Source organism: Labilithrix sp., assembly GCA_019637155.1.
Classification (GTDB): domain Bacteria; phylum Myxococcota_A; class Polyangia; order Polyangiales; family Polyangiaceae; genus Labilithrix.
This window is the reverse complement of sequence record JAHBWE010000028.1, coordinates 15,500-40,685: the sequence shown is the minus strand read 5'-3', so window position 1 is coordinate 40,685 and position 25,186 is coordinate 15,500. Positions and strand designations below refer to the sequence as shown.

Here is a 25,186-nt window from a genome sequence, read left to right as displayed (position 1 = left end):
CCACATCTGGACCCGCAAGGCGATCTCCGACCTCACGAAGGAGGCCGAGGGCAAGGGCCTCAAGCGCACGCTCGGCCCCGGCGCCCTCGTCGCGCTCGGCGTCGGCGCGATCATCGGCGCCGGCCTCTTCGTCCGCACCGCCGCCGCCGCCGCCACGAGCGCAGGGCCCTCCGTCACGATCGGCTTCGTCGTCGCCGCGATCGGCTGCGCGTTCGCCGGCCTCTGCTACGCGGAGCTCGCCGCGATGCTGCCGATCGCCGGCAGCGCGTACACGTACACGTACGCGACGATGGGCGAGCTCATCGCGTGGATCATCGGCTGGGACCTCGTCCTCGAGTACGCGGTCGGCGCGGCGACGGTCGCGATCGCGTGGAGCGAGTACCTGAACAAGCTGCTCGAGATCTTCGGCTTCCGGATCCCGTACGGCCTCTGTCACTCTCCGTTCGAGGTCGATCACGTGACCGGCGTGCACGGCATGGTCAACCTCCCCGCGTTCGCGATCGTCGTCATCCTCACGCTCCTCCTCGTGCGCGGCATCAGCGAGTCCGCGGTCGTGAACACGATCATCGTCATCGTGAAGGTCGCGATCGTGCTCCTCATCATCGGGCTCGGTTGGAGCTTCATCGATCCCGCGAACCACACGCCGTACATCCCGCCGCCGCAGACCTACGTCGACGAGAGGGGCCTCAGCCACGACTTCGGCGGCGGGATGGGCATCCTCGGCGCGGCCGGGATCGTGTTCTTCGCGTTCATCGGCTTCGACGCGGTGTCGACCGCGGCGCAGGAGGCGCGGAACCCGAAGCGCGACATGCCGATCGGCATCCTCGGCTCGCTCGCGGTCTGCACCGTGCTCTACGTGCTCTTCGCGCACGTCCTCACCGGGCTCGCGCCGGTCGAGTTCTTCCGCACGACCGGGAGCGAGGCGTCCGTCGCGCAGGCGATCGAGCGCGCGATGCCGGGCCACAAGTGGCTCTCGAACCTCGTCGTCGTCGCGATCCTGGGCGGCTTCTCCTCCGTCATCCTCGTCATGCTGATGGGGCAGTCGCGCGTCTTCTACTCGATGAGTCGCGACGGCCTCGTCCCGCCGTTCTTCTCCGAGCTGCACCCGAAGTTCCACACGCCGTGGAAGTCGAACCTCCTCTTCCTCGGCTTCGTCGGCTTCTTCGCCGCGTTCATCCCCGGCGACATCGTCGGCGACATGACGAGCATCGGGACGCTCTTCGCGTTCATCCTCGTCAGCGTCGGCGTCTGGGTCATGCGGAAGAAGGAGCCGGACCTGCCGCGGCCGTTCCGCGTGAAGGCGGTGCCGTTCGTGTCGTCGGCGGGCGCGCTCCTCTGCGGCTCGATGATCTTCGGCCTCGGCTGGCCGAACTGGCTCCGCCTCTTCGTCTGGCTCGCGATCGGCCTCGCGATCTACTTCTTCTACGGCTCGAAGCGCTCCAAGGTCGCCGCCGCTCAGTAGTTGAACTGGAGCTGCAGGCGGAGGACGTGCCCGGTCTGCCGGTCGCCCTTCGTCGTGCGGTCGGCGAGCATGAGCTCGGTCGTGAGCTCGATCCAGCGGAAGAGCTGCCACTCGACGCCGGCGTCGAGCTGCTTCACGTCGTAGCGCGGCGCGTTCGTCTCGAACTTCTTCCCGCCGTCGTAGTGGTGAACGCGGACGTACGGCGTGACGGCGCCCCACGAGACCGGCTGCCGCCACATCGTCATCGCGTAGCCTCCGGCGAGCGGCCGCTTCTCGATCGTCTTTCCGACGAGCTCGGGTCCGTAGCCGGCGTTGTATTCGGCCTGGAAGCCGAGGGGCTTCGGGTACAAGACGAAGCTGGCGAGGGCGCGGAAGTCCTGCGCCTCCTCGCGGCCGGCGATCCCCTCGTCGCGCGAGACGACGGCGAGCCCGGAGTAGGCGGCGGCGGAGAGCTCCAGCGTCTGCGAGCCGACGTCGAACGGATAGGTGACGCGCGCGACGAAGTGTTTGTTGTCGTTCTTCTCGCGCGTGTTCATCGGTTGCCCGTTCATCACGCCGAACGCGACCATGCCGAAGTCGCCCGACCCTTTGAGCCCGCTCTCGACGAGGTGGCGGAAGCGGCCGCGGACGGCGGGGGTCTCGAAGTAGAGGAACACGCCGAGGTCGCGCTCGTTCACGAAGGCGCTGTTGATGCCGTCGGTGCGATCGAGCGGGAGCCGGTTGCCGCTCGACTGCATCAGCTCCCAGCCGTACGGCACCTTCGACTGACCGACGCGGACGCGGAAGCGCTTCTCGTCGGGATCGAGGAAGATGTCGGCGTACCAGTCGCGGAGCGTCGCGACCTGGAACGTCTCGTCGATCACGCTCGCGAAGTCGGGCTGGAGGTAGACGGAGAGGAAGGAGGCGATGTCGCCCTGGAAGATGAGGCGCGCGCGCCGGATCGAGAGGCCGCCGTCGTCGCCGAGCGTGCGATCGCCCTGGCGGTTCGTGAGGCGCGAGTTGCTCGCGCCGAGCCGGTTGTAGCGGAGCTGCGTGTAGCCGCGGAGCGTGAGGCGGTCGTACCAGCGCCGCTCGTGCTCCGGGTTCGGCGGGTACGTCGGAGCGGGCGAGTCGGCGCCGAGGTGAGGGGCCGGACGCTCGGGCTTCGGCGAGGTCCCGTCGTCCTGCGCGCGCGCGGAGGCACACCAAAGTAGCGCGGCCGCGGCGATGCCGAAGCTTCCTCGTGGCATTTGGGAAACGCATACGACCCGATCGCTGCGACCTCGCCGCGACCGTTCCGTGACGAATCTGTGCCGTCAGGATCCGCGCACGGCGCGTCAACGCCCGCGCTCTTGACCCCAGAGGAAGACGTGGAGGCGCGTCCCGAGTCGGTAGCCGTGCGCGCGGCAGGTCTCGGCGAGCTCGCGTGAGCGCGCGGCGAGGGCGACGGGCTCGGTGCCCTCCGGCATCAGGACGACGCGATCGCGCCCCACGCCGAGCGCCTGCACGAGCTCCTCGGTCTCGGCGAGATCGGCCGCGCCGGTCTGGACGATCTTGAAGGTCGCGTGCGGGACGGACGCGAACCACGCGAGCGCGGTCGGACGGTGGCGCGCGCGCTCGGCGTTGCCGGAGCTCGCGAGCTTCGGTGAGACGTTCCACTGATCGACGACCGCCGCCATCGCCGGCGCCGGTACGACGGTGCCGTTCGTCTCGACCTCGACGCGGAAGCCGCGCTCCTTGAGGCGCGCGCCGAGCGCGGCGAGCTCGTCCTGCTGGAGGAGCGGCTCGCCGCCGGTGAAGACGACGTTCCGCACGCCGTCCCCCGCGAGCTCGATCGCGCGCGCCGCGACGTCGTCGACGGTGAGCTCGATCGTCTCCGTGGCCTTGTCGTGCTTCGACCAGTCCCAGGTGTACTTCGTGTCACACCAGGAGCAGCGAAGGTTGCACTCTGCAAGACGCACGAAGACGCTCGGCACGCCCGCGCTCGTGCCTTCGCCCTGCACGGTGGCGAAGACCTCGGGCGCGCCGTCCTTCATGCGGCTGAGCAGCATCGGGCCGCGACCATAACGCGGCCGCCGCGCCTCTCCAAACTGCCTCGGTTCGGTGCGTCAGCTCGTGCGGTGCGCGGCGGCGCCGAGCGACTGCTGGATGCTCTGCAGCCTCTCGAGCTCGGCCGCGAGATCGCGCTGCATCGCGCGCGCATCCGTGTGCACGAGCTCGTTCTCGATGTCGCGCGCGCGGCGTGCGATCTCGTCGTAGAGGAACGAAGCGTCGGTGTCCGAGAGCGTCATCGTGACCATGGAATCCTCCTCGTTCGTACTGACGCAGCGCTCATGCCACCCATGCTTCAGGTCGGTGCACGATGCACACACGCGGTCGCCGCGTCGGCGCGCGATCTGCAACGCGGCGGCGACCCCAAATGGCTGCCCTCCTCGACTTCGCGCTCGCTGCCGTTCACGCCGTCGATCCCGAGCATCCGCATCCGACGATGGCGGACGCCATCGCGCATGTGGTCGAGGACGAGCGTCCTCTCTTCGTAGAGGACTCGAGTCGTGAAAAGACCATCGCGCTCGTCGTCGCAGTGGCGTGGCGAGAGGGCTCCCTCCGCGAGCGCGTGCAGGGGGACTGTGTGGACAAGACGAAGGAAGGTCGCTGCATCGCGCACCCTCGCTCCTTCTGCACGATGCAGATCCATGCGTCGTCGGGCGGCGACGAGTCGCTCAACGACGATCCGCAGAAGTGCATCCGCGCCGGCATGGCGATCCTCCGTCAATCGATGCGCGCGTGCACCGATCACCCGGTCGCGTACTACGCGGCGGGCCCGGGCGCGTGCACCAACGAGCGCGCCCAGCGCATCAGTCGCGATCGCATGGCCCTCGCCGCTCGCGTCCGCGCCGTCGCGTCGAAGGAGCTCAAGGGCAAGTGAGGCGCGGTCACTCCAGCGGTCATTCCAGCGGTCCGACGACGATGTCGTCGTGAGTACCGGCGCGGCCGTCGGGTCCGAAGCTGCGGACGACGACCTCGTCCGACTCGCCGCACTCGATCTCGTACTCGTGGCCCCACGGGTCGGTGATCTTCGACCCCGGCGAGATCTCCCTCTCCGCGCGGAGCCGAGCGACGGTCGGACACTCGCCCGCATGGTCGACGACCCACTTCTCCGCGACGGGATGGAGCGCGAGGCAGTCGTACTTCGCTTGGCGTGGCTTCATCGCCTGCGACTCTGCGCGGGCGCCCACCGTGCCCATCGCGAACATCCAGCCGACGAACCCGATCAGGATCGCGATTCCGACCTTCGTCCCGACGCCGCGCCGCACCTCGCGCTGGCGGACCTGCAGCGGCGGGAGGTCTCCGATCACGAAGCGCCCGCATCCCGAGCACAGCGCGTCGTCGAGAGAGATGGCCTTACCGCATCCGGCGCATTGCATCTTCATCAGCGTGTGGCCTAGGGGACCTCGAAGCAATAGAGGAGGGCCGTATCCGCGCAATTGGTCTGCGCGGCGTGGGTCCAGGCGCCGGTCGTCTTTCCGGTCCAGCCCTTGGCGGTGGAGCTGGTCCAGTCGACGCAGTCGGGAATGGCGAGGCCGCCGTCGTCGTTGGTGCCGGTCCACACGCGGTCCGGCTCCGTGACGACGTTCCCGTAGGCGTCGACGTTGATTGGTTTCGGGAGCACGTCGTGCGTCAGGTCCGACGAGGTCAGCGCGACGATCTCGCCGGTGACGAGCACGTAGCGCCCGGTCCAGCTGTCGGCCTTCACGTGCGTCAAGGCGCCTTCCTTCTTGGTGCTGAGCCAGGCGGCGAACTTCTTGCCTTCCAGCAGCTCCACGCCTTCGGCGAACCCGTTGCAGATGCCATCGAAGTGCTTGATGCCGTCGGGGTGGCTCCCTTCGATGTCGCTGCTGGTCACGAAGACGTAGCGGCGCGGCGCCCCGTCGTCCGCGTCGAACCCGGCGTCTTCGATCTCTTCCTCGCTGGAGTCGTCGTCGTCCGTCGTCCCGGTCTCGTCCGTCTCCACAGGCTCGACGCCTCCGTCCCCGGACCCGTCATCGCGCACGAAGTCCCGCGCCCGCCCCCAGACGCACGCCACCGCGAACAGCGGCACCGCGAGCAACACCCAACGCGGACGCATGCAAGGAGGGTACGCCACCCCCCGGATGGCGCGCAAATACCGCATTTTCGTGCACCCTTCAGCGTCTCTATGCTCGTCCCGAGGACCGCCCACGCCCAATCCACGTCCTCGACCTGGTACGGCTGGCAGTGGCCGCGACATGACCGACCTGCTCGACATCCTGCCCACGGACGCGATCCGTGAAGCCGCCTCGTTCTGAGCTCGCGTTGCGTCGTTCCTTGCGTACTGCCCGCGCGGTACCACCGAGGAGATGAAGCGCGCGAAGGACTTCGTCGTCGCCCTGAAGGAGAACCGGCGTGCTCGGGGCGGTATCGGGGAGACGGCATCCGCACGCGTGGCTCGCCGACTCCGGGAGCGTGACGACGTCCCGTTCCGCGATCCCTTCCTCGACTCGGACGCGGCGCTCGTTCCTGTACCGCGAAGCGGCCTGCTTGCGGAAGGCGCGCTATGGCCCGCGCTGGAGATCGCGCGCGAGCTACGCGCGTGGGACTTCGGCTCGCAGGTGCTCCCGTGCCTCGAGCGCACGATGGCCGTCGCGAAGGCAGCTACGTCGGTGGCGGAGGCGCGACCCAAGGCGCGCACCCACCTCGAGAGCTTGATCGTCGTCGAGCCGCTCTCCCTGCCGGCGAGGGTCACGCTCGTCGACGACGTGGTCACCCGCGGCGCCCAGCTCTTCGGCGCGGCGTGGGCGATCTGGTCCGTGCGGCCGGACGTCGAGATCCGCGCGTTCGCGGCGGTGCGCACGGTGAGCGACGCGTCTGACTTCATCGCGCTCGCCGAGCCGTGCTCCGGCCGAATCGAATGGCGGGATGAAGAATGCCGGCGTCGGCCTTGAGCGTCGTAGCCTCTCGGCGATCCTACGCGCTCGGAAAGGCACCGCGTGGGAAGAAACTCCTGCAATCGCCGTGGGTTGGGTGGCACGCCCGGAGGGATTCGAACCCCCGACACTCGGCTTCGAAGGCCGACGCTCTATCCAGCTGAGCTACGGGCGCGTGGGACGGAGGAGATGTACCACGGCGTCAGGCGAGCGTGGAGACTGCCTCGATGATCGATGCGATGTCGGCGGCGTAGAAGCCGGAGCTGTTCAGGCAGTTGGCTTCGATGATCTTCGGCCCCGCGTCGTTTGTGCGATGTCGAGCACGAAGGCCGGGGCGAGCATCGGTCAGTGCTTCCGCAGCGGACAGCCGAGCGGCTCGGCCGTGGTGACGGGAGGCTCCTTGCCCGCGAGGACCGCGTCGAGCGCGCGGTCGAGGTGGAGCGTGCCGCTCGGCGTGAGGTGCACGCGCTCGGAGTCCTCCGCCCCCGAGTAGCGGATCGCGCGGCTCGGCTCGAAGAGGACCACGTGCGTGGAGTACTCGACCTTCAACGCGTCCGCGAAGACGGCGTTCTTGTCCTCGAGCAGCGGCATGTCGATCGCGCGACGCTTCGCTTCCGCGCGCTCCGCCGCGATGTCGATGCCCGTCTCGGACGCGACGGCATAGAACGCCACGCCCTGCGGCGCGTACTTCGCGACCGTGGCGCGCATGCGCGCGTCGTGCGCCTTCTGCACCGGACAGTCCGCGGTGAAGAAGAGGAAGACCGAGTAGCGCGACTTCGCGAGGAGCGCGTCGAGCGACTCCTCCGTCCCCGCCTCCGTGCCGAACGTGAAGGTGCCGGCGAGCGGCGCGGCGGCGGGCGGCGCGGTGCCGGCGTGCGAGCACGCGAGGAGGGCGAGGGCGCAAGAGGCGGAGAGAGAGAGGAGAGGACGGAGCATCGGATCAGAACCAGGTCTTCGCGAGCGAGATGGAGGTGCCGCCGAGCGCGGGGCGGTTCCGGCCGAGCGGCGGGACGTCCGTGAAGACCGAGGTCCGGAGCCTGAGTGTATCCGTCAACGGCGCGACGACGAGGAACGCGAGCTGCGTGGAGCGAAAACCCGTGCCGACCGCGTCCTCGCCCGCGAGGGTCGCGTCGCCGTCGGACGCGTGCGTGAGCGTGCCGAGGAGCGCGACGTCGCTGTCGAAGACCCAGCCTCCCGCGACGAGGTAGAGCGCGCGCGGTCCGAGGCGCTGCTCCTCGCCCAGGATCGTGGCCGGGAAGCGATAGCCCGCGAGGACGGTGCCGTGGAGGACGACGTGGCCGAACGTCTGCTCGATCGAGACGCCGCCGTTGACCTCCCACGAGCCGATGCCGTTCACGTCGGCGGCGAGGAGGCCCGTGCCCGCGCTCGGCTCCTTGCCGGTCGGGGCCTGCGCGCCGGCGAGGATCGCGATGCCCGGGATCGTCGACTCGCCGGCGCGAATCAGGTCGTAGCGGCCGACGAGCGTGAAGTCGCCGAACGCGGTGCGGTGCTCGGTGACGGCGCCGGAGCGGCGGCGCGTCGTCACGAGCGGCATGAAGGCGCTCACCTGCGCGCGCGGGAAGAGGCGATAGGTCGCGAACAGGCTCGTCTCGACGCGCGCGTCGCGGCCCGGCGTCGGTACGTAGAACGGGCCCGAGGAAGGGTAGGTGCCGTGCGTCTGCGAGAGACGGAGCTGCGCACCGACGAGCGCGCGCTCGTGGTTCGTGAGCCAGCCCGGCGTGAGACCGCTCGCTCCGACGCAGCACGCCTGCGCCCGCGCGACGCGCTCCGCTGCGACGAGCGCAGCGAGCGTGAGGAGCAACGTGAGCGGCCGGAGCACGAGTCCGGACACCTTGCGCCGGTTCGCGCGCGTTCGCAACGCGCTCGCGCTAAGTCGATTTTTCCGGGGCGCCGACCTCTTCCGTGACGAGTTGCACCAGCGGATTTCGTCGGCGTTTTTCGCGGGGAGCCGATGCGGGGCACTTTGCCCGCATGTGGTGAGGGCTGCTTCCAAACGTCACAGCCGCGCTTTGTCAGGCGCGAAGGATGGGTGACAGTCCACTCGTCACCTCGGAACCAGAAATCACGAAAACCACAAATATACTGATGTCGTTCAACCGTATCCTCGCGCCCTTCCTCGTCTCCCTCGCCGTCGCGTGCGGCGCCGCCGATTCCTCCGACTCGAGCTCGAGCGAGCCCGACGACACGGGCGAGAGCCCGAGCGCGGCGAGCGCGAGCACGACCGCGGACAGCCCCGCGACCGCGACCACGAGCGTGACCAAGTCGGTGGCGGTGACCGCGACCGGCGACGTCGCGCCGGTGTCGACGGACGAGACGCCGTCGGCGGGCGAGGCGAACGATCCGGCGCCGGAGCCGATCGCGGAGCCGAGCGGCCTCCAGTACCGCGGGGTGAACCTCGCGGGCGCCGAGTTCGGCACCCTGACGGCGAGCTCGCTCGGCGTCGAGGGCCGCGACTACGGTTGGCCGACGCGCGCGGAGATCGACTACTTCCAGGCGAAGGGGATGAACACGTTCCGCATCGGCTTCGCGTGGGAGCGCCTCCAGACGAAGCAGTTCGCGGAGCTCACGCCGGCGTACGTCGCGAAGCTCGATGACATCGTCGGCTACGCCACCTCGCGCGGCGCGAACGTCGTCCTCAACCCGCACAACTTCGCGAAGTACTACGGCGTGCACGTCGGGTCCGCCGCGGTGCCCGCGAGCGCGTTCGCCGACCTCTGGAAGCGCCTCGCGACCCGCTACGCCGCCAACGCGCGCGTCATGTTCAACCTCGTCAACGAGCCGGCCGGCCTCCGCACCGAGCAGTGGGTCGACTCCGCCAACGCCGCGATCGCCGCCATCCGCGCCGCCGGCGCGAAGAACATGATCCACGTCCCCGGCAACGCGTACACCGGCGCGCACAGCTGGAATTCGACCTGGTACGGCACCGCGAACGCGAAGGCGATGCTCGCGATCAAGGACCCCGGCGACAACTTCGTGATCGAGGTGCACCAGTACCTCGACCCGGACTCGGGCGGGAAGACGGGGCAGTGCGTCAGCGCCAAGATCGGTCGCGAGCGCCTCGCGGGCTGGATCTCGTGGCTCCGCGCGAACGGCCTGAAGGGCTTCGTCGGCGAGTTCGCCGGCGGCGACAACGCCCTCTGCAACGCCGCGGTCAAGGACATGCTCGACGCGATGAACGAGGCGGACGACGTGATCGTCGGCTGGCTATGGTGGGCGGCCGGCCCCCGCTGGAACCCGAGCTATCCCTTCTCGATCGAGCCGAAGAACGGCGTCGACGCTCCGCAGATGGCCCTCCTCACGCCGTACCTTCCCTGATTTCAGAACCCTGAAACCGTACGGTTGTCCGGGGTTTCGTTGGCCCGCGGGGGAAGGCAACGGATAGACTCGGAGGCGTGAGCGCGTCCCTTGCAGGGACAACGATCGGACGATTCCGCGTCGATCGCCTCCTTGGACGAGGCGGCATGGGCGCCGTCTACTCCGCGTTCGACGAGAAGCTCGAGCGCGACGTCGCGCTGAAGGTGCTCCACGACGAGGGCGAGGCCCCGGCCCAGCGGAAGCGACTCCTGCGCGAGGCGCGCATCGCGGCGAAGCTCCAGCACCCGAACATCGCGACGATCTACGAGGTGGAGGAGCTCGAGGGTGTCCTCTACATCGTGATGGAGCTCCTCGAAGGGATCGCGCTCCGCCGCGCGCTGATGGAGCGGCGGCTCGGGATGGAGGAGGCGATCGGCGTCGCGCGCGACATGGCGCGCGGCCTCGCGAAGGCGCACGCCGCCGGCGTGGTGCACCGCGACATCAAGCCGGAGAACATCTTCCTCACCACGCTCTCGGCCGACACCGTCCTCGCGAAGGTCCTCGACTTCGGGCTCGCGCGGCAGCGGCCTCAGCCCGCGGTGCCGGGGCTTCCGCAGGAAGAGCGCACGACGACGAACACGACGTCGCGCGGAGACATGTGGGGCACGCCGGGGTACGTGAGCCCGGAGCAGGCGCTCGGGCAGCAGGTCGACGCGCGGACCGACGTCTTCTCGTTCGGCGTCGTCGTCTACGAGATGCTCGCGAACATCCGGCCGTTCCGCGGCGAGACCGCGGTCGCGACGATGATCGCGACGACGCGGCAGGAGCCGCGCCCGCTCCTCGAGATCGTCCCGCACCTGCCGCCCGCGATCGACGAGATCATCACGCGCTGCCTCCGCAAGAAGAAGGAGGAGCGCTACGCCGACGCGCAGGAGCTGAGCGCCGCGTTCGAGGCGTTCGCGCGCGGCGGTCCGGTCTCCGCGACGGGCCGCATCTCGATCATCGGCCCGCCGTCGCAGCCGATGCGCGTCGCGCCCTCCCAACCGGAGCTCCCGTTCGTCCCGATCCCGGAGGCGCCGACCACCGGCTCCGCCGCGATCTCGATGACGACGCGCGAGGAGACGCTGCGCGCGCTCGAGGAGCAGCGGCGCGACAGGGTGAAGCTGATCGCCGCCGTGTCGGCGGGGATCGCGGTCGCCCTCGTCGCGCTCGGGTTGATCGTGACCTTCAAGCCGGCGTCGAACCGGAGCGCCGCGGCCGCGAGCGTGTCGGCGTCCGCGCCGAGCGTGGCGCAGATCCCGCGCGAGCCGAGCGAGCCGCCTCCGAGCGAGCCGAGCGAGCCGCCGCCCGAGCCCGCGCCGACGCTCGAGCCCCCGCCGGCGCTCGACCTTCCTCCCGAGCCGCCCGAGCCCGCGCCGTCCGTCGCGGTCGCGCCGGCCCCGGCGCCCGCGCCCGCTCCGCGACCCACCCCGCCGCCGCTCGGATCCGGTAAGAAGAGAAAACCGGCCGACTGCGCCCAGCCGTTCGTGATCGACTCGAAGGGCGTGAAGATCCCGAAGCTCCACTGCCTCTGATGAAGTCGGCTCGCCGCATCGCGCTCTCGTTCATGTTCTTCTTCGCGCTTCCCGGCGCGAGCGGATGCTTCGCGCTCTTCGCGCTCGACGACTACGGGCCGCCGCGGCCGGACGCCGGTGACGTGCTCGACGCGGGGGCGGACACGGAGCCGCCGGAAGAGCCCGACGCCGCGCCGCCGATCGACACGCGGCCGACGAAGCGCGTGTTCATCACGAGCGCGACGACGAACGGGAACCTGAACGGGCTCTCCGGCGCGGACGATCGGTGCCAGCTCCTCGCGACCGGCGCGGGGCTCGGCGGCTCCTTCAAGGCCTGGCTCAGCGTCGACAACGAGACGCCGCGGAGGCGCTTCCCGGGCCTTCAGAACGACGGCGGCCGTCCGGACGTGCGCATCGTCGACACCGCGAACCGCACCGTCCTCCACAACTGGACGACGTACTTCCAGACCAGGAAGCTGCTCCTCCCGATCGAGAACAACGAGCGCGGGGAGAAGGTCCAGGCGACGGACGCGGGGGCGGCTCCCCTCTTCGAGGGCTGCAGCGACGCCGGGCCGGTCATCCCGGTCTGGACCAACACCGGCGTCGACGGCAACGCGATCTCGACCGAGGAGGACTGCGAGAACTATAGGTCCGAAAATGGAGGCACGTACATCGGCGTCGTCTCCACCGAGGCGAGCTGGACGAACGCGTGCGCGGTCCCGTGCAACGTCCAAGCGCATCTCTACTGCATCGAGCAATGAGCGCACGTATCCTGCCGTCGTCGATGAAGCTCACCGTCGCGCTCGCGCTCTCGTTCGTGCTCGCGCCGGCCGTCGCGCGCGCCGACGAGCTGCGCGAGTGCGCGACGGCGTACGAGCAGACGCAGCGGCTCCAGCAGAAGAACGAGCTCATGTCGGCGCTCGAGGCGGCGGAGCGCTGCGCGAAGCCCGCGTGCCCGTCGCTCCTCACGACCGAGTGCGCGAAGTGGGCGGGCGAGATCAAAGGGAAGCTGCCCGCGCTCATCCTCCACGTCCGCGCGGCCGACGGCTGTCCGCTCCCGCAGGCGATGGTGAGCGTCGACGGTCCGTCGCGCAAAGGTGAAGGGGCCTCGCTCCTCGTCGAGCCGGGGCAGCACACCGTCACCGTCGTCGATCCCGCGACGAACCAGGCGAAGAGCGAGTCGATCAACTTCGCGCTCGGAGAGCGTCGCGACATCGACGTCTCGTTCGGCAAACCCGGCGCGGTGTGCCCGCGCCCCACCGAGAAGACGCCGTTCGGCAAGGTCCCGACCGTGTCGCTCATCGCCGGTTCGGTCGGCGCCGGCTTCCTCGTGATGGGCATCGGCTTCGGCATCGTCGGCGCGGTGAAGCGCGGCGACCTCGACGAGTGCAAGCCGAACTGCTCGCGCGATCGCCTCGACGGCGTGCAGCCGTTCCTGACCGCCGGCGACGTGCTCGGCGCGATCGGCCTCGTAGGGATCGCGGTCGGCGCGATCAGCTACTTCGTGCTCAAGCCGAAGACGCTGGCGCCGGCGACGGGGCTCTTCGTGACCCCGTCGGGCGGCGGCGTCCGCTTCTAGCGCGCTCAGTCGCCGGTGAGCGACGTGGCCTGCTTGACGATCTCGCCGACCTTCTTCGTGTCGATGCCGGCGCTCTTGCCGATGTTCTTGAGCATCTCCGCTTCGGACTTCTCGACGCCCTTCGTCGCGCGCGCGACGAGCGCGGCGACGAAGATGCCGGCGTCGGCGGACCCGAGCTCCTTCAGCTTCTCGCCCACGCGCTTGGCGCTGCCCTCGAGGCCGTCCGCCTCGACCGCCTTCTGGCAGTCGTCGATGAGGGAGTCCGTCTCCCACTCGATGACGAGCCCGCGGCTCAAGAGCTCGACCGCCTTCACGAGGATGTCGCGCTCGGCCTCGTCGATGCCGCCGTCCGCGAGCGCGGTGAGGTATCCCGCCTCGACCGCCGCCTTGAAGAGCTCGTCCTGACGCGGGACCTTGAGCTTCTCGCGGATTTTTTCGGCGTGATCCTCGAGTGACACCTTCTTGGCGGCCTTGCTCATGGGCGGAGAATAGACGTAAAACGGGCGTCATGGGAGGTCGCCTCGCGACGAGCTTCGCCGTCGTCGCCGGGTTGACGCTCCTGTCGCCGCGCGCCGCGCACGCCGGCGAAGACGACCTCGTCCTCGATCTCGGGTCGGCCTCGGACAAGCCGACCGACGCCGGGACTCCGCTCCGGAAGCTGGAGCTCCGTCGCATCCCGAAGGGCACGTTCACGCAAGGCTCGTCGCCGAACGATCCGTACCGCGAGCCGGACGAGGTGCCGCGCACCGTCACGATCAGCCACACGTTCTGGATGGGCAAGTACCCCATCACGCGCGCGCAGTTCGCGCGCTTCGTCGCCGAGACGCGCCACCAGACCGACGCGGAGAAGGGACAGAGCGGCGGCGCGGGGTGGGACGGCGTCCGGCTCAAGCAGGACAAGCAGTACAACTGGCGCAACCCGGGCTTCGTGCAGCGGGACGACGATCCGGTCACGGTCGTCACGTTCGGGGACGCGAACGCGTTCACGCAATGGGCCTCGCGCAAGACCGGGCGCCGCGTGCGCCTCCCGACCGAGGCCGAGTTCGAGTACGCCGCGCGCGGCGGGACGACGACGCCGTGGTACGCGGCGAAGACGGAGGAGGAGGCGGCTGCGATCGGCTGGTTCCGTCCCGCGCCCGGCGCCGCGGTCGGCACGCACCCCGTCGGGAGGAAGAAGCCGAACCCGTTCGGCCTCTACGACATGGCCGGCAACGTCAACCAGTGGTGCCGCGACGTCTACGCGGTGTGGCCCGCGACCGACGTGACCGATCCCGAGAACACGACGCACACGGGGAACGATCCGGAGCGCCGCGTCCTCCGCGGCGGCTCGTGGATGCGCGATCCGCGGCGCGGCCGGAGCGCGGCTCGGGTCCGGAACACGCCCGGCACGCGCAACGCGGACAACGGCTTCCGCGTCGTCGTCGAGGACGCGCCGGTCATCGCTCCCACGCCCGGCGCGACCGCGACGAACGACGTGACGCCGGCCGCGTCGGCGTCGCCGGGCGCGTTCGACGCGGGCTTCGCGATCGCGCCGCCGCCGCCGGTCCTGCGCCAGAGCACGGGCGGCGAGGGCTTCAGCTGGGCGTTCGTCGCCGCGCCCGCGGGGGCGGCGGGCTTCGTCGTCGCGTGGATGCTCGCGCGGCGCAAGAGCGGCGGGCACACGAACGCGCAGGGCATCACGACGCGCGCGAGCACCGACGGCTTCTGGGTGCGGGCGCCGAACCTGCCGCCCGGCGCACGCGTGCGGTATACATGCATCGTCAAGGGGCGCGAGGTGAGCGACGTCGTCCCGCTCGACGGCGTCAAGGAGACGTTCGTGTTCACCGGCGACGCGCCGTCGATGATCCGCATCACCGAAGCGGCCTCGACGCCGGCGCAGATCTCGTACCGGCAGATCACGCCGCCCGCGCCTGCGTCGTCGTCGTCGGTCGTGCCGCCGGCCTCTTCGCCGTCGATGGGGCAGCGATCGCCGTGGCCGAGCGAGCGAGGATCGAGCCGCAGCGTCGGCATCGTCGCGGCGGCGTCCACACGGCAGTCGGCGGCGCCGCCGGTCGCGCCGTCCGGCGTGCCTCCTGCGTTGTCCACGCGGCAGTCGGCGGCGCCACCGGTTGCGCCGTCCGGCGTGGCTCCTGCGGTGCTGTCTGGCGTGCCTTCGACGGTGCCGTCCGGCGTGGCTCCTGCGGTGCCGTCCGGCGTGCCTCCTGCGGTGCCGTCTGGCGTGCCTCCTGCGGTGCCGTCTGCGGTGCCACCTGCCGCGCCTCCTGCCGCGCCGTCCGGCGTGCCTTCGACGGTGCCGTCCGGCGTGCCTCCTGCGGTGCCGTCTGCGGTGCCGTCTGGCGTGCCTCCTGCGGTGCCGTCTGCGGTGCCGTCTGGCGTGCCTCCTGCGGTGCCTCCGGCGGCGCCGTCTGGCGTGGCTCCTGCGGTGCCGTCTGGCGTGCCGTCCGCGCCGTCGTCGGAGCCGTTCGTCGGTTATCCGGGCGCGTATCGATGATCGACGCGATCGTCTTCGACGCGGCGGCGGAGCCGTGGCTCGCCGCGCGCACGGTCCGTGCGCTCGCGCGACAGGGCATCGACGCGACGGTGGCGAACGGCGATCTCGCGGCGCGGGTCGCGTCGGCGTCGCGGCCGGTGTGGCTCGTGCGCGCCGGCGCCTGGCCGTTCTCGCCGCCGGCGCCGGTGCTCGCGCACGCGACCGGTCCCACCGTCGCCGTCGGCGCGACCGCGGACTGCACGAGGTGGCGCAGCGTGCTCGCGCGCACGGGCGGCGATCTCGCGCGCGGCGTCGGCGACGAGGCGCCGCGCGTCGACAGCGCGGTCGCGTTCGATCCGCGCTCGTTCGCGGAGCTCGTCGCGGCGTCGGGGACCGTCGACAAGGCCGCGCTCGCGGCCGCGCGGGTGGTGCGCGCGCCGTCGCTCGACGTCGGCTACCACCGCGCGCTCCGCGTCGTGCTCGCGGTGACGACGCTGCATCGCGGTGGGGCGGAGCGGGTCGTGCTCGATCTCGCGCGCGAGCTCCGCGCGCTCGGCCACGACGTGCAGCTCGCGGTCCTCGATCGACCGGCGCGCGCCACCTTCGACGCGCCGCCGGGCACGATCCACCTCCGCGATCACGCGTGCGGCCGCGTCGAGCGCCTCGATCTGCTCGCGCGTATCGCGACGGAGCGGGGCGCGGACGCGGTCCACGTGCACCTCTTCGACGGCGACGACGTGGTTCGCCTCTGCGCCGGCGACGTGCCCGTCGTCGTCACGGTCCACAACTCCGAGCCGGGCTGGCCGGCGCGCCTGCGCCACGTCGCGACCGCGGCGCGGCCGCCGCTCCTCTTCGCGTGCAGCCGCGACGTCGCGGCGGGTCTCCACGCGGCCGGGCTCGGCGCGCGGACGCGGACGATCTGGAACGGCGTCGTCCCTTCGCCGCCGGCGATCGATCGCGCGACGGCGCGGCGCGCGCTCGGCGTCGACGACGACGCGCCGGTCCTCGTCGCGATCGCGAACCATCGCCCGCAGAAGCGGCTCGAGCGGCTCCCGGCGGTGCTCGCCGCGCTCCCGCGAGGTGACGCGCGACTCGTGCTCGTAGGTGAGCCGGTGAGCGCGGATCCGGAGGCGCTCGCGATCGAGGCGCACGTGCGCGCGGAGGCGGCGAAGCATGGTGTGACGGAGCGCGTGGTCTTCGCGGGCTCGCAGGGCGACGTCGGCGCGGCGTACGCGGCGGCGGACGCGATCGTCTCCGCGAGCGCCTTCGAGGGCCTGAGCCTCGTCCACCTCGAGGCCCTCGCGGCAGGCGTGCCGCTCGTAACGACCGACGTGGCAGGCACCGCCGAGCTCGCCGCGAAGCACTCGGACGTGCACCGAGTCTCCCCCAATGCCGACGCGCCGACGTTCGCCGCCGCGGTCGCGGAGGCGCTCGCCGAGCGCGCGGGGAGCGTCGGCGCGGGCGGCGGGGGCGAGCGCGCGTTGAGTGGTGGCGCGCGGAGTGGGGCCGAGCGCGCGGGCAGCGGCGGTGCCGCGCTTGCGTCGGAGGTTGCGGGCGTGGGTGGGCTCGCGGCGGACTTCACGGCGTGGGTGATGGCCGAGCGCCACGTCGAGCTGTATGCGCGCGTCGGAGCGAGCGCGCAGCGTGGGAGCGCGGCGGCGCGGTTGCGTGGCGGCGTCGTGCTCGTCACGAACAACTTCTCGACCGGCGGCGCGCAGTCGAGCGCGCGGCGGCTCCTCGTGCAGCTCCGCGCCGAGGGCGTGCGCGTGCGCGCGATCGTGATCGAGGAGCAGGAGGCTTACCCCACGCCGGGGCGCAGCGCGCTCGCGGCGGCGGGCGTGCCGGTCGCGGTGGCGCCGCGAGCGGGCGCGGCCTCGCCGATCGTCACGGCGCGCGCGGTCGCGACGATGGTCGACGCCGCGGAGCCCGACGCGGTGCTCTTCTGGAACGTGATCCCCGAGCACAAGGTGCTCATCGCGGACCTCCTCGTCGGCGTCCCGGTCTGGGACGTCTCGCCCGGAGAGATGTACTTTGCATCTTTCGCGCGCTACCTCCAGCGGCCCCGCGTCGGCTCGCCGTACCTGAACCTGCGCGACTACGGCCGCCTCCTGCGCGGCGCGATCGTGAAGTACGAAGGCGAGCGCGAGCGCGCGGCCGCCGCGCTCGGCGTCGACGTCGCGGTCGTCCCGAACGGCGTCGAGGTCCCGCCCATCCCGCTCCGCCGCCGCGCCGGCGCGCGCGTCGTCGCCGGCACGCTCGCGCGCATCGCACCGGACAAGAAGCTCGAGGAGCTCATCGCCGCCGTGCGCCGCCGCCCGTTCGACCTCGTCATCGCAGGCGCGGCGGAGCACGGGAGCGAGGCGTACGCCGAGGAGCTCCGCGCCTCGACCGCGGGGCTGCCGATCACGTGGCTCGGCGAACGCGACGCCCGCTCGCTCCTCGCGGAGATCGACGCCTTCGCGATGATTGCGGAGCCCGCCGGCTGCCCGAACGCGTCGCTCGAGGCGATGGCGGCCGGGCTCCCGATCGTCGCGACCGATCACGGCGGCGCGCGCGAGCAGCTCGGCGGCGCGGGTATCATCGTCCCCCGCGCCGACCCCGCCGCCCTCGCCGACGCCATGCACACGCTCCTCGCCGACGCCGCGGAGCGCACGCGCCTCGGCGACGCCGCGCACGCCCGCGCCGCCGCGCAGCTCGACGTGCGCCAAATGGCTGCAAGTTACACGCGAATCTGCGGCCTCGCCGCCTAGATCTTCCCCGTCAGCGCTTCGGCGCGGAGCTTCCACACGACGCCGATCGCCTCGACGAAGATGCGGCGGCTCATCTTCGAACGCCCGGCGGTGCGGTCGACGAAGATGATCGGGACCTCGCGCACCGTCATGCCTTTGCGAAGGGCGCGGTAGGTCATCTCGATCTGGAACGAGTAGCCGTTCGAGTGGACGCCGTCGATGTCGATCGCCTCGAGCGCGCGGCGGGTGAAGGCCTTGTAGCCGCTCGTGAGGTCCTTCACCGGCAGCCCCAGGATCGTGCGCGAGTAGAGCGAGCCGCCCTTCGAGATGACGTGGCGGCCGAGGCCCCAGCCCTCCACCCCGCCGCCCGGGATGTTGCGGGAGCCGATGACGACGTCCGCGCCCTCGTCGAGCGCACGCACGAAGTCCGGCAGGTACTTCACGTCGTGCGACAGGTCCGCGTCCATCTCGAAGAAGCGCTCGTAGCCCTTCGCGAGACCCTGCTGGAAGGCCTGGATGTACGCCGTGCCGAGGCCGAGCTTCCCCGCGCGATGCATCACCGTGACGTGATCGTCCTTCGCTGCGATCGCGTCCGCGATGGCGCCGGTGCCGTCGGGCGAGTTGTCGTCGACGACCATCAGGTCGGCGTCCGGGAGCGCGCCGCGGACCGCCTCGACGAAGCGCGGGAGGTTCTCCTTCTCGTTGTACGTCGGGGTGACGATCAGCGTACGGGCCAAGACGGGCCCGACATACCATTTCCGCTGCGGTGCGGCATGAACGAAGAAGCCGTTCGGGCGCCCGCGGATGGGTCTATCCTTCGTTCGTGGCACTGAAATCGCAACGTCCGCCGTCCGCGCCGAGCGTGGACAGCGAGTGGAGCCTCACGGGGCGAAGCTCGCGGGCGCAGGACGTGCGCTCCCAGCTGCTCGAACAGAAGCTGAAGGACCTCGACGAGGAGCTCGTCCGCGAGCGGCGCATCGGCGTCGCGATGCGCGAGGTCGGCCTCGCGCTCGGGACCACGCTCGACCTCGACGAGCTCCTCAACCTGATCCTCGCGAAGATCACCGACGCGGTGGAGGCCGACCGCGCGACCCTGTACCTGCTCGACGGGAAGGGCGAGCTCGTCTCGCGCGTCATGCAAGGCGGCCAGTCGCGCCAGCTCCGGCTCAAGGTCGGGCAGGGCATCGCCGGCGCCGTCGCGCAGACGAGCAAGACGCTCCTCGTCAACGATCCGTACAACGACCCGCGCTTCAACCCCGCGCCGGACCTCGCCTTCAACTACCGCACGCGCTCGATCCTCGCCGTGCCGATGAAGAACCACCTCGGACGCACGATCGGCGTCGTCCAGGTCCTCAACAAGAAGACGGGGCCCTTCAACGACCACGACGCGATCACGCTCGCCGCGCTCTCGACCCAGGCGTCGATCGCGATCGACAACTCGCGCCTCTTCTTGTCGGTGACGCAGAAGAACGCCGAGCTCCTCGACATCAAGGAGCAGCTCGAGCACCGCGTCCGCGACCTCAAGCTGCTCTTCGATCTCGAGAGCGCGATGGGGCGCGCGACCTCGCTCGAGGAGCTGTTCACCGGCGTCCTCACCGAGGCGCTCCGCACGTCGGGCGCGACCGCGGCCGCGTTCGCGATGAAGGCGGGCGAGGGCATCCAGCTCTACATGATGTTCTCCGGCGACGAGAAGCTGCACCGCCATCCGCTCCGCGCGGGGCAGGGGCTCGCCGGCGCCGCGATCGCCGACGGCGACGTGATCTTCACGAACGAGCCGACGACGCACCCCGCCTACGAGCCCGAGACCGACGACCTCCTCGGACAGAAGCTCCGCGGCTGCATCGCGGTCCCGCTCGAGGGCGAGGACGGCGACGCGATGGGCGCGATCGCGCTCTACAACAAGGCGCGCATCCCCGGCTCGTCGCCGCGCCTCGGGCTCGGCGCGCCGCGCGAGGACGAGTTCAACGAGGAGGACCGCGCGCTCCTCCTCTTGATCGCCGCGAACGCGTCGACCGCGATCCGCCTCCAGATGGCGCGCGAGCAGCGCGAGCGCGAGGAGCGGCTCACGTCGATCGGGCGCCTCATGTCGGGCGTCATCCACGACCTCAAGACGCCGCTCACCGTCATCAGCGGCTACGTCCAGATGATGAAGATCGCGGACAAGCGCCCGCTCCGCGACGAGTACGCGGAGCTCGCGTTGAAGCAGTTCGAGCACATCGGCTCGATGATGCGCGACGTCCTGGAGTTCGCGCGCGGCGAGCGCAACCTCCTCGTCCGCAAGGTGTACCTCAACAAGTTCTTCGGCACCGAGGTCCGCGAGCAGCTCACGACGCAGCTCGCGAAGAGCGGCGTCGAGCTCGTCGTCGACGTGCAGGACAAGGGCACCGCGAAGTTCGACGAGGGCAAGATCCTCCGCGTCGTCCACAACCTCGCCCGCAACGCGGCGGAGGCGATGGGCGACAAGGGCGGCAAGTTCACGATCAAGGTCACGCGCTCGAAGCCGCGGAAGAAGGGCGCCGTGCCCGAGCTCGTCGTCTCGTTCTCGGACACCGGGCCCGGCATCCCGAAGGAGATCGAGCACCGCCTCTTCCAGTCGTTCGTCACGAGCGGCAAGAAGGGCGGCACCGGCCTCGGCCTCGCGATCACCGCCCGCATCGCGGAGGAGCACGGCGGCTCGATCGGCGTGAAGTCCTCGCCGAAGGGCGTGACCTTCACCCTGCGCCTCCCGCAGCCGAAGGACGAGAAGTGAAGGCGCTCGCGGCGCTCGTCCTCGCGGCGCCGCTCTTCGCCGACGTCCCGCGGATGGGGCCGCCGGCGGAGCTGCCGGTCTGGGTCGATCCCGGCGACGTGCCGGTCCCGACGTGGGCGCGCTCCGTCGTCCCGAGCCGCGCCGAGTCCGCCTTCTACGCCGAGCCCGGCAAGATCGAGCTCCGTCGCGGCAGCGCCCAGCCCGGCGCGCGCCTCCCGCTCTTCGCGACGCGGCGCGGTCCCGGCTGCAGCGGCCGCTGGCTCAACGTCGGCCCGCTCGCGTGGATGTGCTCCGACGTCGGCGACTTCAGCGCGGACGAGCCGGGCACGCCCGCGCTCGGCACGCGTCCGTGGATCGCCGAGGGCGAGGACCTCGCGCGGCCGCATCGACCCGGCGCGCGCGCGCTGCCGCCGATCGAGCCGGTCTCGGCGAGCGACGACGGGCTCCCGTATCGCTACTACTTCGCGGGCCGCGACGGCGCGTACGGCTTCCAGAACCTCCAGACCGCGCTCGACGACTCGCCCGAGCAGGACCTCGAGCCGGGCTTCGCCGTCGCGCTCCTGGAGGAGGCGACCGCGCACGGCCAGAAGTGGGGGCGCACGAAGAAGGGACGCTGGGTCGCGATGCGCGAGCTCTCCCCCGCGCGTCCGAACCTCTTTCACGGCGAGCTCTTGAAGGAGGAGACGAACGTCGGCTGGGTCGTGAACGACAAGGTCAGCGCGTTCACGTCCGAGAAGCTCGACAAGGCGAGCGGCCTGCGCGTCCGCTTCGAGAAGGTCGTCATCGAAGAGGAGAAGGGGAGCGCGCTCCGCGTCGGCGACGGCGTGTGGCTGCGCGCGAAGGACGTCGCGCGCGTGCGCCTCGTCGCGCCCCCGCCGGAGGTGACGGGCGAGGACGAGCGCTGGATCGACGTCGACCTCGCGCAGCAGACGCTCATCGCCTACGTCGGCAAGACGCCCGTGTTCGCGACGATCGTGTCGACGGGGAAGGGCCCCGCGCCCGACTTCGTCACCCACCCGGGCACGTTCCGCATCTGGGTGAAGATCTTCACGACGAAAATGGACAACCTCGACAAGGAAGAGGCGGACAGGCACTACGCGATCGAAGACGTGCCGTGGGTGCAGTTCTTCGACAAGGCGATCGCCCTCCACGGCGCGTTCTGGCACCGAGAATTCGGCCACCTCCACAGCCACGGCTGCGTGAACCTCGCGCCGCTCGACGCCCGCTGGCTCTTCGCGTTCACCTCACCGCACCTCCCGCAAGGCTGGTCCGCCGTGCTCCCGACGAAGATCGAACAAGGCGCGGTCGTTCGCGTCCGCTAACATTCGAGCGTGCGCGTCGCTCTCGTCCTCGTGCTCGGCGCCCTCGCCGCCGCCGCTTGTGGTCTCGACCTCGCGGGCACCAACCCGAGCGCCCCGACGGACGGCGGCGCCTCGAGCACGAGCGGCGGGAGCAGCACGAGCAGCAGCGGCGCGGGGGAGCCGGACTCGAGCGCGCTCGACGACGGCGGCGGCTACGTCGAGGACGCGGCGCCCGCCGTCGACGCCGGCGGGTACGTGGGGCCGGAGATCGGCAAGGACACGAGCGGCTGCCCGCGCGGGCGCGGTCCGGTGATGGTGAGGACCGCGAGTTACTGCATCGACGCGACGGAGGTCACGGAGGGGCAGTACCGGGCGTTCCTCGAAGCGATGGGCGGCGCGCGGTTCGATTCGCCGCACGCGAGCTGCACCGGCAAGCAGAATCACCTCCCGTCGCCGCCGCCGCCGCAGGGCGCGTTGCTCCACTGCCCGCTCCTGAGCGACGCCACGCTCGGCCGTCCGATCGTCTGCGTCGATTGGTGCGATGCGCATGCGTTCTGCGCTTGGGCGGGGAAGCGGCTCTGCGGTGCGATCGGGGGAGGCTCGATCAAGACCAACGGCGGCGACTACCGGAACTCGGGGAAGGACGAGTGGTACGCCGCGTGTCTCGGTCCCGGCGGCAACGACTTCGCGTACGGCAAGACGTTCGAGCCGAACCGCTGCAACTCGTTCGAGGACCCGAACAACCGTCCGCTCGACGTGATGGAGAAGGACCGGTGCACGGGTGGTGTCGCCGGGCTCTACGACATGGTCGGGAACGTTCGCGAGCTCGAGAACGCGTGCAGTGGCCCCGAGGCCGCCGCGACGTGTCTCCGTCGTGGCGGCGGGTGGGACCTCGCGGAGGGGGCGTGCAATAACTTCTCGGCGTTCGCGCGCAACGGCCGCGACGACACGACGGGGTTTCGCTGCTGCGCGGATCCCTGAGTCGCTGTAGGTTACGCCCGTGATCTCCGTCGTCTCCGCGGTGCGTGATCTCGGCCGGCTGCGCGAGATCACGAGTGTCCTCGTTCGGCATGGGTTCGGTGAGGTCGTCGCGCGCGCTGGCTTCGGGCGGAAGCCGAAGAAGCCGTCGTCCGCCGGCAAGAGCGAGCCGCCGCCGGCCGACGTCGACGCGCCCGAGGTCTCGAGCGACGACCTCGCCAAGGGCGAAGAGGAGAAGACGCGCGTCTCCACCGCCGAGCGCGTCCGCCTCGTCATCCAGGACCTCGGGCCTTCGTTCATCAAGCTCGGACAGATCGCGTCGACGCGCCCGGACCTCATCCCGCCGGAGGTCATCGCCGAGCTGAAGAAGCTGCAGGACAACGTCCCGCCGGTGCCGTTCGAGGACATCAAGAAGGTCATCGAGACGAGCCTCGGCGCGCCGATCGCGGACGTCTTCGTGTCGTTCGACGAGAACCCGCTCGCGACGGCGTCGATTGGTCAGGTCCATCGCGCCGTGCTCGCGACCCCCGACGGCGAGCAGCAGGTCGTCGTGAAGGTGCAGCGCCCGAACGTCGGCCCCACCGTGCAGCGCGACCTCGAGCTGCTCCACATCATGGCCGCCGCGATCGAGCGCGCGATCCCGGAGACGCGCATCTACTCGCCGGTCGGGCTCGTGCAGCAGTTCGATCGCTCCATCACCGCGGAGCTCAACTTCCTGATCGAAGGCGAGAACGGCGAGCGCTTCACCCAGAACTTCGAGGGCTCGAAGGAGGCCGCGTTCGTCCGCTTCCCGAAGGTCTACAAGCAGGCCTCGAGCAAGCAGATCCTCGCGCTCGAGTTCTTCGACGGCCTCAAGGTCGACAAGGCGGTCGCCGCCGGCATCTCCGGCCCCCAGATCGCGAAGAACGCGTTCGGCGCCGTCATCAAGATGGTGTTCGAGGACGGCTTCTTCCACGCCGACCCTCACCCCGGCAACGTCATCATCATGGGCGGCACGGAGGGGACCGAGCCCGTCATCGGCCTCATCGACTGCGGCATGGTCGGGCGCCTCTCGCCCGAGCTCCGCGACCGCACGATCGACCTGATGGTCGCGGCCTCGCGGAAGGACGCGTACGGCGTCGCCGACTCGCTCTACGCGATCGGCCGGCCGACGAAGAAGGTCGACATGCGCGAGTACCGCCCCGAGGTCGCGCTCCTCGCCGAGAAGTACCTCGGGCGGCCGCTCAAGGAGATCGATCTCTCCGCGATGATCCGCGACCTCGTGCAGGGCGCGATGAAGTACGGCCTCGAGATCCCGACCGACTTCATGCTCGTCGGCAAGGCGCTCATGACGATCGAAGGGATCGGCAAGCAGCTCGATCCCGACCTCGACGTCTTCGGCGAGGCGCAGCCCTATTTCGTCCGCTTGCTGAAGGCGCGCTACTCGCCGCAGCGGATCGGCAACGAGCTCATTCGCGGCGTCGAGCAGCTGTCGCGCGCCGGCTACGACGTGCCGCTCCAGGCGCGCGAGGTGCTCGAGGACCTGCGCCTCGGCCGCTTGTCGGTGCGCATCGCGGAGGGCTCGCTCGCGCCGGCGGCCGATCGGCTCGGGAGGCGCGTGTTCTCCGGGCTCGTCGTCGCCGCCGCCACCATCGGCGGGGCGCTCTCGTTCGCGCAAGAGCGCACCCTCGGCGCCGCGCTCTTCGCGGTCGCGGCGACGCTCCTCGTCTTCCACGTCGCGCTCGATCTCCGGCGAGGGCCGAAGGCGCAATGAAGCGAGCGCTCGTCGCGATGGTGCTCGCGCTCGCGGCTTGCACCGACAGCCTCGCGATCCCGGAGGCGCCGCCCGGCACCTTGAACATCGGGCTCGAGGGCGGCTGCCGCGGCGCCGGGTGCGGCGATCCGCTGCCGGTCGCGGCAGAGACGCGCCTCCGCGTCGTCGCGACGGGGACGAGCGCGCAGTCGAACCTCCGCGCGGAGTCGAACGCGCCGGAGTCGGCGGTAGTGGCGGACCAGAAGGTCGACTGCCACGACGCGGTCTGCGACTACGCCGTCGACGTCGACACGAAGGCGCCCGGCGTCGCCGACATCACGTTCACGGGTCCGGACGGCCTCGTCGATCTCGTGCGCCTCGACGTGAAGTAGCCGG

The 25,186-nt window shown here is 70.8% G+C and carries 23 protein-coding genes and 1 tRNA gene; 14 read left to right on the top strand and 10 right to left on the bottom strand.

From position 1 onward, the window contains the following. The first annotated feature begins 4 nt into the window (after nucleotides 1-4). Entirely contained in the window at nucleotides 5-1,462 is a 1,458-nt protein-coding gene (locus tag KF837_40990) for an amino acid permease (protein ID MBX3233771.1), read from the top strand. Here the strand turns inward: KF837_40990 and KF837_40985 are convergent. From KF837_40985 to KF837_40975, 3 genes are all read right to left on the bottom strand, one after another. Beyond that, a complete protein-coding gene (locus tag KF837_40985) occupies nucleotides 1,456-2,691 on the bottom strand; it encodes a porin (GenBank protein MBX3233770.1) in 1,236 nt (411 codons plus the stop codon). The two genes, KF837_40990 and KF837_40985, sit on opposite strands and share 7 nt — an antisense overlap. Before the next feature lie 87 nt (nucleotides 2,692-2,778). Beyond that, complete coding sequence (locus KF837_40980; protein MBX3233769.1) at nucleotides 2,779-3,492, bottom strand: 7-carboxy-7-deazaguanine synthase QueE; 714 nt, start codon at nucleotides 3,490-3,492, stop codon at nucleotides 2,779-2,781. Between the two features lie 57 nt (nucleotides 3,493-3,549). Further along, on the bottom strand, nucleotides 3,550-3,741 hold the full coding sequence (locus KF837_40975) for a hypothetical protein (protein MBX3233768.1): 192 nt from the start codon (nucleotides 3,739-3,741) through the stop codon (nucleotides 3,550-3,552). Nucleotides 3,742-3,860: 119 nt separating this feature from the next. On the opposite strand from KF837_40975, the gene KF837_40970 reads away from it, so the two are divergent. Further along, nucleotides 3,861-4,367, top strand: coding sequence for a hypothetical protein (locus tag KF837_40970; protein ID MBX3233767.1), 507 nt, complete (start codon nucleotides 3,861-3,863; stop codon nucleotides 4,365-4,367). Nucleotides 4,368-4,386: 19 nt separating this feature from the next. On the opposite strand, the gene KF837_40965 is transcribed toward KF837_40970, so the two are convergent. After that, nucleotides 4,387-4,797 carry a type II secretion system protein GspG gene (locus tag KF837_40965; GenBank protein ID MBX3233766.1) on the bottom strand — a complete coding sequence of 137 codons (411 nt, stop codon included), beginning with the start codon at nucleotides 4,795-4,797 and terminating at the stop codon, nucleotides 4,387-4,389. Nucleotides 4,798-4,883: 86 nt separating this feature from the next. After that, nucleotides 4,884-5,567, bottom strand: coding sequence for a hypothetical protein (locus KF837_40960; protein MBX3233765.1), 684 nt, complete (start codon nucleotides 5,565-5,567; stop codon nucleotides 4,884-4,886). 334 nt (nucleotides 5,568-5,901) lie between these two features. On the opposite strand from KF837_40960, the gene KF837_40955 reads away from it, so the two are divergent. Then, the gene (locus KF837_40955) at nucleotides 5,902-6,402 is read left to right on the top strand and encodes a hypothetical protein (GenBank protein MBX3233764.1); all 501 of its coding nucleotides are present in this window, start codon (nucleotides 5,902-5,904) and stop codon (nucleotides 6,400-6,402) included. Between the two features lie 80 nt (nucleotides 6,403-6,482). On the opposite strand, the gene KF837_40950 is transcribed toward KF837_40955, so the two are convergent. The 3 genes from KF837_40950 to KF837_40940 form a co-directional block, all read right to left on the bottom strand. Continuing rightward, nucleotides 6,483-6,559, bottom strand: a tRNA-Arg gene (locus KF837_40950). Nucleotides 6,560-6,729: 170 nt separating this feature from the next. Continuing rightward, entirely contained in the window at nucleotides 6,730-7,320 is a 591-nt protein-coding gene (locus KF837_40945; protein MBX3233763.1) for a redoxin domain-containing protein, read from the bottom strand. Nucleotides 7,321-7,324: 4 nt separating this feature from the next. After that, nucleotides 7,325-8,236, bottom strand: a complete 912-nt coding sequence (locus KF837_40940) for a hypothetical protein (protein ID MBX3233762.1) — start codon at nucleotides 8,234-8,236, stop codon at nucleotides 7,325-7,327. A gap of 254 nt (nucleotides 8,237-8,490) precedes the next feature. On the opposite strand from KF837_40940, the gene KF837_40935 reads away from it, so the two are divergent. From KF837_40935 to KF837_40920, 4 genes are all read left to right on the top strand, one after another. After that, a complete protein-coding gene (locus KF837_40935) occupies nucleotides 8,491-9,720 on the top strand; it encodes a glycoside hydrolase family 5 protein (protein MBX3233761.1) in 1,230 nt (409 codons plus the stop codon). A 146-nt stretch (nucleotides 9,721-9,866) separates the two neighbouring features. After that, nucleotides 9,867-11,273, top strand: a complete 1,407-nt coding sequence (locus KF837_40930) for a serine/threonine protein kinase (protein MBX3233760.1) — start codon at nucleotides 9,867-9,869, stop codon at nucleotides 11,271-11,273. Further along, nucleotides 11,273-12,013: a hypothetical protein gene (locus KF837_40925; protein ID MBX3233759.1), complete on the top strand. Its 741-nt coding sequence runs from the start codon at nucleotides 11,273-11,275 to the stop codon at nucleotides 12,011-12,013. Before KF837_40930 ends, KF837_40925 begins: the two co-directional genes overlap by 1 nt. Further along, nucleotides 12,010-12,831 (top strand): hypothetical protein, encoded by an 822-nt coding sequence (locus tag KF837_40920; GenBank protein ID MBX3233758.1) that lies wholly within the window; start codon nucleotides 12,010-12,012, stop codon nucleotides 12,829-12,831. Before KF837_40925 ends, KF837_40920 begins: the two co-directional genes overlap by 4 nt. A gap of 5 nt (nucleotides 12,832-12,836) precedes the next feature. On the opposite strand, the gene KF837_40915 is transcribed toward KF837_40920, so the two are convergent. Continuing rightward, nucleotides 12,837-13,310, bottom strand: coding sequence for a hypothetical protein (locus tag KF837_40915; GenBank protein MBX3233757.1), 474 nt, complete (start codon nucleotides 13,308-13,310; stop codon nucleotides 12,837-12,839). Nucleotides 13,311-13,339: 29 nt separating this feature from the next. Between KF837_40915 and KF837_40910 the strand changes: the two genes are divergently transcribed. Next, nucleotides 13,340-15,322 (top strand): SUMF1/EgtB/PvdO family nonheme iron enzyme, encoded by a 1,983-nt coding sequence (locus KF837_40910; GenBank protein MBX3233756.1) that lies wholly within the window; start codon nucleotides 13,340-13,342, stop codon nucleotides 15,320-15,322. Next, entirely contained in the window at nucleotides 15,319-18,051 is a 2,733-nt protein-coding gene (locus KF837_40905) for a glycosyltransferase (GenBank protein MBX3233755.1), read from the top strand. Before KF837_40910 ends, KF837_40905 begins: the two co-directional genes overlap by 4 nt. Here the strand turns inward: KF837_40905 and KF837_40900 are convergent. Further along, on the bottom strand, nucleotides 18,048-18,767 hold the full coding sequence (locus tag KF837_40900; GenBank protein MBX3233754.1) for a polyprenol monophosphomannose synthase: 720 nt from the start codon (nucleotides 18,765-18,767) through the stop codon (nucleotides 18,048-18,050). The genes KF837_40905 and KF837_40900 overlap by 4 nt on opposite strands. Before the next feature lie 86 nt (nucleotides 18,768-18,853). Here KF837_40900 and KF837_40895 point away from each other — a divergent pair, with 86 nt between their 5' ends. The 5 genes from KF837_40895 to KF837_40875 are packed head-to-tail and all read left to right on the top strand — an operon-like array spanning nucleotide 18,854 to nucleotide 25,182. Continuing rightward, a complete protein-coding gene (locus tag KF837_40895) occupies nucleotides 18,854-20,779 on the top strand; it encodes a GAF domain-containing protein (protein MBX3233753.1) in 1,926 nt (641 codons plus the stop codon). After that, nucleotides 20,776-22,101, top strand: coding sequence for a L,D-transpeptidase (locus KF837_40890; protein ID MBX3233752.1), 1,326 nt, complete (start codon nucleotides 20,776-20,778; stop codon nucleotides 22,099-22,101). The genes KF837_40895 and KF837_40890 overlap by 4 nt, the downstream gene beginning before the upstream one ends. A 9-nt stretch (nucleotides 22,102-22,110) precedes the next feature. Beyond that, the gene (locus tag KF837_40885) at nucleotides 22,111-23,061 is read left to right on the top strand and encodes an SUMF1/EgtB/PvdO family nonheme iron enzyme (GenBank protein MBX3233751.1); all 951 of its coding nucleotides are present in this window, start codon (nucleotides 22,111-22,113) and stop codon (nucleotides 23,059-23,061) included. Between the two features lie 19 nt (nucleotides 23,062-23,080). After that, a complete protein-coding gene (locus KF837_40880; protein ID MBX3233750.1) occupies nucleotides 23,081-24,811 on the top strand; it encodes an AarF/ABC1/UbiB kinase family protein in 1,731 nt (576 codons plus the stop codon). Beyond that, complete coding sequence (locus KF837_40875; GenBank protein MBX3233749.1) at nucleotides 24,808-25,182, top strand: hypothetical protein; 375 nt, start codon at nucleotides 24,808-24,810, stop codon at nucleotides 25,180-25,182. Before KF837_40880 ends, KF837_40875 begins: the two co-directional genes overlap by 4 nt. Nucleotides 25,183-25,186 lie beyond the last annotated feature (4 nt).